Origin of the sequence: Stackebrandtia sp., assembly GCF_035643755.1 — a bacterium.
Classification (GTDB): Bacteria; Actinomycetota; Actinomycetes; order Mycobacteriales; family Micromonosporaceae; genus Stackebrandtia.
Genome location: NZ_DASQPW010000080.1, coordinates 1 through 8,509, shown reverse-complemented (window position 1 = coordinate 8,509; position 8,509 = coordinate 1). Strand labels below are relative to the sequence as shown.

The window sequence follows — 8,509 nt, the reverse complement described above, 5'->3', positions numbered from 1 at the left end:
GCCCTCGGGCCCGCGCACCGCCGAGCACGCGGTGATCCCTCCCCGGCAGGGGATGTCGCCGGGGCCGCGCACCGCGGAGAACCCCTTCGTTCCCGCGCCCGAGCGCATGGTGCCGCGGCCGCGCTTCGACGAGCGGCCCGTGATGCCGCCCCCGCCGCCGGTGCCCTCGCCGTTCCGCACGGCCGAAAACCCGATCGTGGCACCGATCTCGGTGTCGCCGCCGCGCACCGCCGATCACCCGATCGTGCAGCGGCCGACGCGGCGGCCCTTCGGCGACGAGACAGCCCAGAACCCGGTGCTGCCCGCCGCGGCGCACCCGCGCGTCACCACGATGAGCCCGCCGCGCCCGACGCCGACGTCGGGAATCTCGCGGCCGACCCCCACCCAGGGGATATCGCGTTCGACGCCGACGTCGGGAATCCCGCGCCAGCCCCGCAAGTCCAAGTTGCCCAGCCCCGCCGACGGCTCGTCCATCGACGGCGGGCGCATCGCCGCCACCGTCCTGCTCCTGTTGCTGGTGCTGGCGTTGGTGGGCGGCGCGATCGCGGCGCTTCACATGTTCGGGCCGACGATTTAACCGACTATCTTGTTTTCCCACGCCCACACGGCGATGCCGACGCGGTTACGCACGTTTATCTTGGCGCGCACCGATTCCAGGTGTGTCTTGATGGTGGACACCGACAGGAAGAGGTCCTCGGCGATCTCGTTGTTGGTGCGTCCGCGCGCCACCCGTTCCACCACGTCGAGTTCGCGTTCGGACAGCGGGATGTGGCGGGGGGCGGCCGGGGGGTGGGAGAGGTGGCGCAGCAGCCGCACCGTCACCGACGGGGACACCAGCGATTCGCCGCCCGCGGCGGCGCGGATCGCCTCGATGAGCAGGGTGGGTCCGGCGTCCTTGAGCAGGAAGCCCAGGGCGCCGCTTTGCAGCGCGGTGTAGACGTACTCGTCCAGGTCGAAGGTCGTGACGATGACGATCTTGAGCGGGTCGCTGACCTCGGGGCCCGCCAGCAGCCGGGTCGCCTGTAGACCGTCCTGTCGGGGCATGCGGATGTCGAGCAGGCAGACGTCGGGGCGGTGCTGGCGCGCCAGCTCCACGGCCTCCACGCCGTCGGTGGCCTCGGCGACGACCTCCATATCGGACTGCGCGTCCACGATCATCCGGAAACCGGTGCGCACCATCTGCTGATCGTCGGCGATCAGCACCCGAATCGTCACGAGACCTCCTGGTTGGCAGACGACGATTGTTCCAGCGGCAGCATCGCCACCACTTCCCAGCCGCCCTCGGGGCGGGTTCCGGCGTGGAACTGCCCGCCGATGGCGCGGACCCGTTCGCTCAGGCCCGCCAGGCCGTAGCCCCCGCCGACGCCGCCCAGCAGGGACCGCTTGTTGCCCTGGCCGTCGTCGCGCACCGCGACCTCCACGCCGTCGCGGACCGCCGAGATCGCCACCACCACGCTGGTGGCGGTGGCGGCGTGTTTGCGGATGTTGGTGAGGCTTTCGCGCACGATGCGGTGCACCGAGGCGGCCACTTCGGGCGCCAGGGTGTCGGCGGTGACGTCGGGCGAGATGTACAGGGAGGCGAAGGTGTCGCCCAGGGAGAAGGCGCTGACCAGCTCGGAGGTCTGGGACAGGTCGCCCAGCGGCCGGGTGCCGGCGCCGGAGTCCTCCTCCCGCATCATCGCCACCATGCGGCGCATCGACGTGAGCGCCTCGATGCCCGCCTTTTCGATGGCCGCGAAGGATTCCCGGGCGCGCGCGGGGTCGTCGTCGGCGATGTACCGCGCGGCCTGGGCCTGCACCACGATGCCCGTGACGTGGTGGGCCACGAAGTCGTGCAGCTCGCGGGCCAGCTCCATGCGTTCGCCGCGCCGCACCTCGGTGAGCGCGCGCCGCCGCCGGGAATCCACACTGTACAGATAGATGCCCAGGACGACGCCCGTCACCAGCATCGGCATCAGCAGGACCTCCAGGACGACGGCCGACTTGACGCCGTCGGCGCGCAGCGGCATGGCCACGATCGCGGCCAGCAGGAGGCAGGTGCCGAGCCGTCCGCGCCGGGCTCCCCACCGCCGCACCGCCCACACCAGCAGCACGAGGAGGGCGCCGCATTCGGCCAGCCACTGCACCGACCCGGGGGCGGCCGGGAAGACGAGCACCAGCACGGTAAGCAGCAGCGACGCGGCCGACAGCGGGATCGTCCAGTCGGGAACCCGCCCCTCGGGAAACAACACCAGCCCGATGCCCGCCGCGCCGGGGATCAGCGTCAGGTAACCGACCGGGCCGATGCCCAGCTGTCCCGTCTCGTCGAACTGCAGGAACAGCAGGAGCACCAGGATTCCGGCGAGGGCGATCCTGATGAGGAGCCCGCCGAGGCGATGGATGCGGTCGCTGCTGATCACGACCCACAAGCTACGCGAGTCATGTCGGTGCCTCCGCCAAATGGCCGACCCCCGGGCCCCGGAACCGGTCCGCGAGCCGATGTGGCGGGGGCGGTCGGCGCGGATCGTGGAGGCATGTCTCACATCAACAACATCGGCGCCCTGGTCGGGATCGTCCTGAGCGCCGCGTTTCTGCTCGCCGGGGGCGTGCTGCTTCCCCTGTGGCAGCTGAAGGAAGACCACAATGACAAGGAATACCGCCGATGAATGAACCGGTGCTGTCGGGAAGCGGCCTGCGCAAGTCTTTCGGGGCGACGGTGGCGCTGGCCGGGGTCGATTTCGCCGTCGCGGCAGGCCAGAGCGTGGCGATCATGGGGCCCAGCGGTTCGGGCAAGTCCACGTTGCTGCATTGCCTGGCGGGCATCATGCGGCCCGAGTCCGGCGAGGTGCACCTGCACGATCAGCGGATCGACACCATGTCGGAGGCCAAGCGCAGTCGCTTGCGCCGCACCCGTTTCGGGTTCTTGTTCCAATTCGGACAGTTGCTGCCGGAGCTGCCCGCCGAGGAGAACGTGGCCCTGCCGCTGATCCTCGGCGGCACGCCGCGGCCCAAGGCCGTCGACGCCGCGCGCCGCTGGTTTCCGATGCTCGGGTTGAACCAGCTGGAGAAGCGGCGCCCCGGCGAGCTGTCGGGCGGCCAGGCGCAGCGGGTGGCGCTGGCCCGGGCCCTGGTGACCGGCCCGGCGGTGGTGTTCGCCGACGAACCCACCGGCGCGCTGGACCAGGCCACCGGAGCCGACACGATGCGCATCCTGGTCGACGCGACCAAGGGCCACAACGCCAGTCTCGTGGTCGTCACGCACGACCCGTCGGTGGCGGCGCACTGCGACAGCACCATCGAGGTGCGCGACGGCCGCGTCGTCGCCGATGCCGCCGTCGCGCCGCCGAAGGCGGGTGCCTGGTGATGAACACCGTGTCCCTGGCGTGGCGGCTGCTGCGCGGCGGCGGGCGCCGCGGCATGCTCGGTTCGGTCCTCACGCTGGCCGCCGTCACCCTGGCCACCGGCCTGTTGCTGTTCGCGGTAGCCGGCAATCACGCGTTCGCCGAGCGCGGCGACCGCACCTCGTGGCGGATTCCCGTCAAGGCCACCCACGGCGTCACCGCGATCGAGGCGGTGTCGCAGGACAAGGCGCACAACACGACGTTCACCCGCGTGGACCTGGCCGCCACCGGCTCCGGCGAGGCCCCGGTTCCCCCGGGGATGCGCCACTTCCCGCGCCCCGGCGAGGTCTGGGTGTCGCCGGCCATGAAATCCCTGATGGACGACCTGCCCCGCGGCCAACTCGCCGATCGCTTCGGCGCCAGGCCCAGCGGAGTCCTGGGGGACGCCGCGCTGGTGAACAGCGCCGACAAGGTGGTGGTGGTCGGTCACTCCCCCAAGGACAAGGCGATGACCGCGCCCCGCTACAACGAGAACATCGCGCCCACCCCGATCTCGAGCTTCGACTCCCCCGCGATCGCCGACACCTACGCGGTGTACCGCGGGCTGATGGTGCTGGCCACCATCCTCATGGTGGTGCCGCTGTTGGTGTTCGGGGGCGCCGCGGCCCGGTTGACGGTGGCCCGGCGCGACCAGCGGCTGGCCAGTCTGCGGCTGGTGGGGGCCACCCCCGGCCAGGTGGTGGGGGTGACGGTCGCCGAAGCGGTGATCACCGCGCTGATCGGGGCGGTGGCCGGCACCGTCGTCTATGTGACGGCGATGCCCGCCCTGGCGAGGATCTCCATCGACGGCGCCGGATGGTACGTCGGCGACCTGTGGCCGGGGGCGGCCTGGGTCGGCCTGGTCCTGGTCGCGGTGCCGATCCTGGTGGGACTGTCCGCCGTGGTCGGTCTGCGCCGGGTGGTGGTGAGCCCGTTGGGGGTGGCGCGACGCCACACCCCGCCGGCGGTGCGCGCCATCCGCCTGGTGGTGTTGGCGGCGCTGATGCTGGCGTTCCTCATCGTGGCCAGCGGCATGTTCCCGCTGCCCGACTTCGTGGCCGTGACGCTGATCCTGTTCCTGTTGACCGCGACCTTCCTGGCGGTGAACTTCGTCGGGCCCTGGGTGGTGTCCATCATCGGGCGCATCACGGCCGGGGTGTCGCGGAAGGCGTCCACCATGCTGGCCGGGCGCCGCCTGGTGGACGACCCGCGGGCGGCGTGGCGCACCGTGGCCGGGGTCGCGCTGACGGGGTTCGTCGCCGGATTCATCTGCCTGTTGGCGCCCAACGCCATGCATGCGGCCGACGACGGACCGCGCACCTCCATGAACGTCACGGTGCCCGCTTCCGCGGTCCCGGCACTGCGCTCCGAGGCCGTCAAGGTGCTCGGCGACGGCACCACGGTGCGCGACTCCCCCAACGAGGACAAGTCCCGCTGGGTCGAGATCCGCACCTCGAGCGGCGTCGCCGACATCGACACCCTGCGAACCAGGCTGATCGACACCATGCCGGGCGCCGTGGTCACGACCACACAGGACGGAGACGCCGAGGGCGAGCGGACATTCGGCGACATCCGCACCGGGGTGCTCGTGGTGATGTCGGTGTCGCTGCTGATCGCGATGGTCAGCGCGGCGATCTCGGGGGCATCGGGGGTGCTGGACCGCCGGCAGACCTACGCGCTGCTGCACCTGTCGGGCACCCCGATCAAGACGCTCAACGCCGCGCGGCGCACCGAAACCCTGATCCCTCTGGCGGTGATGGGCGGCGGTTCGCTGCTCATCGGCGCGGTGATGGCGGCGCCGTTCCACTACCCGGGCGCGGACATCAGGCTCACCGGAGTCTGGATCCTGCTGGCCACCGTCGGACTGGGGCTCCTGGGAATCCTCGGTGCCGGCGCCCTGAGCCGCCCGCTGCTGCGCTCGGTCATGGTGAACGCCGCCCCACGCCCCGACTAGACGGCGGACTGTCGCGGGTGGACGGTGCGAGCGCGTTGGCGTTCGCACCGTCCACTTCGTGTGGAACGGGTCTTCCCCATGGCCGCGGGTCCGGTGACGCGTGTCTCGTGCCGTGGCCGATGGGAGGACAACCGCATGCCCGCCGGCGCCTCCGCGATCGCGGCGTTCCTGCCGGGTTTGCGCCATCGGCGTGGTATTCCTGGTGCTCAACGCCGTCGGCATCGCATCACCGTGGGACAAGACCTGGATCTACTGGGTGGCCATGGCGACCAGCCCGACCCAGGCCGCCGGTTTCCTCACCGTGGACGCCGCGACCGCGGGTCCGCATTCGACATCGTTCGGCCCGGGTTCGCTCGGGCATTGTGGATGGTCGGGGCCGAGGGTTCAGTACGCGATGCCGATGACGCGCCCGACGGCGGCGGGATCACCGACGCAGCCCAGCATGTAGCCGGCCACGTCGGCCCGCGAGATGGTGACGCCGCGGCGCAGGTTGCGGCCGACGGCGGTGCGGTATTCGCCCGTCGCCGCGGCGTCGGTGAGACGGGGCGGGCGCACGATCGTCCACTCCAGATCGCTGTCGCGCAGCAGGTCCTCCATGCGCGCCAGGTCGGCGTAGTGCTCCCGCAGGATCCGCTTGATCATCGGGGAGGCCAGGTGCCGGATGAGGAAGCCGTCCCCGGGGTCGTGCCTGGGCGGGTTCGGGTTGCCCGGCGAGGCCACGGTCCCGATCGGCGCGGCGCTGACCACGGCGATGCGCCGCACCCCGCCGAGCCGCATCGCCCGCGCCACCGCCTCGGTGCCGCGGGCCGCCACCCCGGTGTCCGATTTGGAGCGGGCGCCCAGTCCCGACAGCACCGCGTCGCAGCCCGCCAGCCCGGCGGCCAGCGCATCGACGTTCGGGCGCGACAGGTCGGCGGCCAGCGTGCGCACGGGCGCGCCGGCGAGCTTGCGCGGGCTGCGGACGACGGCGGTCACCTCATGTCCGGCCGCGACCGCCTGGTCCAGCAGCTGGCGTCCGACGCCTCCGGTGGCCGCGACGACGGCGAGCTTCATGACCGCACCCCCGCCGGGGAGAAGTCGCGGGCGTGGTCGACGGCCCACTCGGCGAGACTCAGGCCGGGACGGCCGAGGATCCGCTCCACCTCGCCGGAGTGGGTGCCGGGCATCCCGTAGGACTCGGCCAACAGGTCCAGCACCCCGCGCGCGAAGTCCGGGTCGAATCCGGCGTCGACCATGCCCTGGCGCGCCGCCTCGGGCGGGATCGGGGCGAAGCGCAGCCGCCGCCCGATCGCGTCGCCGATGACGGTCACCATCTCGGGCTGGGTGAGGGCGCGCGGACCGGTCAGCACCGGCCGCCGCCCGAGCAGGTCGTCGTGGAGCAGCGCGTGGGCGGCCACCGCGGCGATGTCGCGTTCGTGGATCGGCGCCCACGAGGCGCCCGGGTGGGTGCCGCGCACCGTGTCGCCGGCGCGGATCTGGGCGCCCCAGGTGCCGATCAGGTTGGTGGCGAAGTAGTTGGGCCGCAGGGCGACCCACTCCAGTCCCGAGTCGACGGCGGCCCGTTCGGCCTCCCGGTTGCGGGCGCCGCGCAGCCGGGAGGGCTGGCGCTCCAGCGCGTCGTCCACATTGATCGCCGACAGCGCGACGATCCGTCGCGCGCCGTGGCTTCGGGCCCGCGCCACCACCTCGGCGGCGGCCTCGCCCGTGGCCTGGCCGTTGAGGAACACCGACGTGACGCCCGGCAGGGCCTCGTCCAGGGTGTCGGGGCGACGGGGGTCGCCGGCGACCACGGCGACGCCGTCGGGAAGCCCGGCGGTGTCGGGGTGGCGCGAGACGGCGCGCACCCGGGCTCCTGCGGCGTGGAGGAGGTCGACCAGCGGCCGTCCCACGTTCCCGGTGGCACCGGTAATCAGGATCATGACCGGTCCTTTCTGTTTCGTGGGCACCGGATTCGGTACCCTGAGTTCGACAACCGTATATTACGAAGAAGATATCCTATGACTTCCGTACTATCTGGCGATGGAGATCACGCCCGCGAGCGACGCCGCACCCAGCGCGCGCTGCGGGAATCGTTGCGCGAGTTGAGCATCCAACTGTCCCTGCTCAATCGCCAGGTCAGCGCCAACCTGAGGTTCAAGGACGTGGATCTGGCGTGCCTCGATCTCGTCGCGCGGCACGGCCCGCTCAGTCCCGGCGTCCTGGCCAAGCGCTCCGGGCTCCACCCGGCGACCCTCACCGGGGTCCTGGACCGCCTGGAACGCGGCGGCTGGGTGGCCCGCGAGCGCGACCCCGACGACCGCCGCGCGGTGCGGCTGCGCGCCCTGCCCGAGCGCGGCCGGGAGATCTACCGGCTGTACGCGGGCATGAACTCCGCCATGGACGAGATCTGCGCGTCCTACGACGACGACGAACTGCGGCTTTTGGCCGACTTCCTGGCCCGCACCACCGGCGCCGGCCGCGAGGCCACCGACCGGCTCGCCGCGCCCGACGAATGAGCCCGCCGCGCGGGTAGCCTCGCCCGGTGACCTCCGCCGCGACTCGCCGGGACCTCACCGACCCCGACACGGACCTACCCGCATTGCAACAGCTCACCGGACGGTTGTGGCCGCGTCAGCCCCGATTCCACATCGGAGAACTCACCTGGCGGCGCTTCCAGCACGCCGGCCGCGAGCCCGAATGGCCGACCGCCTGGTGGGAGCGCGACGGCCGGGTCCTCGCCTGGGGCTGGGCCGAGCCGCCGTCCGAGCTGGAGATGCAGGTGGACCCGGCCACTGGCGAGCTGGTCGCGGAGGTGCTGGGCTGGTTCGACACCCACGCCACGGGCACCCGCCGCGAGGTCACCGTCATGGACTCCGAGACCCATCTCGTCGATGGCCTGCGCGGCAGGGGTTACCGCCCGATCGACGACGGACCGTTCTTCGTCCACCTGCGTCGCGACCTCGACGACATTCCCCGACCCGTGGTACCGCGGGGGTACCGGCTGCGCCCCGTGCGCGACGAATCCGACGCGGCCCACCGCGCCGCCGCCCACGCCGCCGCCTTCTCCATCCCCGGCCGCCCCTCCCGCGTCACCGAGACCAGCTATCGCCAGCTGATGCGGCGCTGGCCCTACGACCCGGGCCTGGACTGGATGGTCACCGACGCCGACGACCGCGCGGCGGCGTTCTGTCTGATCTGGATGGACGAGGAGAACGCG

General features: G+C 72.1%; 9 protein-coding genes and 1 pseudogene. 6 read left to right on the top strand and 4 right to left on the bottom strand.

Annotation, left to right across the window (positions count from 1 at the left end; genetic code table 11):
- Window positions 1-577: pseudogene (locus tag VE172_RS06010) on the top strand (hypothetical protein); the annotation flags it as partial.
- Here the strand turns inward: VE172_RS06010 and VE172_RS06005 are convergent.
- Both VE172_RS06005 and VE172_RS06000 read right to left on the bottom strand, forming a co-directional pair.
- Complete coding sequence (locus tag VE172_RS06005; RefSeq protein ID WP_324798567.1) at window positions 574-1,215, bottom strand: response regulator transcription factor; 642 nt, start codon at window positions 1,213-1,215, stop codon at window positions 574-576. The pseudogene VE172_RS06010 and the gene VE172_RS06005 overlap by 4 nt on opposite strands.
- Window positions 1,212-2,399: a sensor histidine kinase gene (locus VE172_RS06000; protein WP_324798564.1), complete on the bottom strand. Its 1,188-nt coding sequence runs from the start codon at window positions 2,397-2,399 to the stop codon at window positions 1,212-1,214. The genes VE172_RS06005 and VE172_RS06000 overlap by 4 nt, the downstream gene beginning before the upstream one ends.
- Before the next feature lie 114 nt (window positions 2,400-2,513).
- On the opposite strand from VE172_RS06000, the gene VE172_RS05995 reads away from it, so the two are divergent.
- From VE172_RS05995 to VE172_RS05985, 3 genes are read left to right on the top strand one after another with little or no spacing between them, the layout of a single operon-like run.
- Window positions 2,514-2,645 carry a hypothetical protein gene (locus VE172_RS05995; RefSeq protein WP_324798561.1) on the top strand — a complete coding sequence of 44 codons (132 nt, stop codon included), beginning with the start codon at window positions 2,514-2,516 and terminating at the stop codon, window positions 2,643-2,645.
- Window positions 2,642-3,343: an ABC transporter ATP-binding protein gene (locus VE172_RS05990; protein WP_324798558.1), complete on the top strand. Its 702-nt coding sequence runs from the start codon at window positions 2,642-2,644 to the stop codon at window positions 3,341-3,343. Before VE172_RS05995 ends, VE172_RS05990 begins: the two co-directional genes overlap by 4 nt.
- Window positions 3,343-5,313 carry an FtsX-like permease family protein gene (locus VE172_RS05985; protein ID WP_324798555.1) on the top strand — a complete coding sequence of 657 codons (1,971 nt, stop codon included), beginning with the start codon at window positions 3,343-3,345 and terminating at the stop codon, window positions 5,311-5,313. The genes VE172_RS05990 and VE172_RS05985 overlap by 1 nt, the downstream gene beginning before the upstream one ends.
- A 384-nt stretch (window positions 5,314-5,697) precedes the next feature.
- On the opposite strand, the gene VE172_RS05980 is transcribed toward VE172_RS05985, so the two are convergent.
- Window positions 5,698-6,366, bottom strand: coding sequence for an NAD(P)-dependent oxidoreductase (locus VE172_RS05980; protein ID WP_324798552.1), 669 nt, complete (start codon window positions 6,364-6,366; stop codon window positions 5,698-5,700).
- Complete coding sequence (locus VE172_RS05975) at window positions 6,363-7,232, bottom strand: NAD(P)H-binding protein (protein WP_324798549.1); 870 nt, start codon at window positions 7,230-7,232, stop codon at window positions 6,363-6,365. The genes VE172_RS05980 and VE172_RS05975 overlap by 4 nt, the downstream gene beginning before the upstream one ends.
- 78 nt (window positions 7,233-7,310) lie before the next feature.
- Between VE172_RS05975 and VE172_RS05970 the strand changes: the two genes are divergently transcribed.
- Together VE172_RS05970 and VE172_RS05965 are read left to right on the top strand one after the other, a co-directional pair.
- On the top strand, window positions 7,311-7,808 hold the full coding sequence (locus tag VE172_RS05970; protein ID WP_324798547.1) for a MarR family transcriptional regulator: 498 nt from the start codon (window positions 7,311-7,313) through the stop codon (window positions 7,806-7,808).
- A 26-nt stretch (window positions 7,809-7,834) separates the two neighbouring features.
- A partial coding sequence (locus VE172_RS05965; RefSeq protein ID WP_324798545.1) for a hypothetical protein occupies window positions 7,835-8,509 on the top strand: 675 nt, incomplete at its 3' end.

Coding starts and splice junctions, on each gene's coding strand:
- VE172_RS05975 (WP_324798549.1), bottom strand. CDS start 7,232: ATGATCCTGATTACCGGTGCCACCGGGAACGTGGGACGGCCGCTGGTC.
- VE172_RS05980 (WP_324798552.1), bottom strand. CDS start 6,366: ATGAAGCTCGCCGTCGTCGCGGCCACCGGAGGCGTCGGACGCCAGCTG.
- VE172_RS05985 (WP_324798555.1), top strand. CDS start 3,343: ATGAACACCGTGTCCCTGGCGTGGCGGCTGCTGCGCGGCGGCGGGCGC.
- VE172_RS05995 (WP_324798561.1), top strand. CDS start 2,514: ATGTCTCACATCAACAACATCGGCGCCCTGGTCGGGATCGTCCTGAGC.
- VE172_RS05990 (WP_324798558.1), top strand. CDS start 2,642: ATGAATGAACCGGTGCTGTCGGGAAGCGGCCTGCGCAAGTCTTTCGGG.
- VE172_RS05970 (WP_324798547.1), top strand. CDS start 7,311: ATGACTTCCGTACTATCTGGCGATGGAGATCACGCCCGCGAGCGACGC.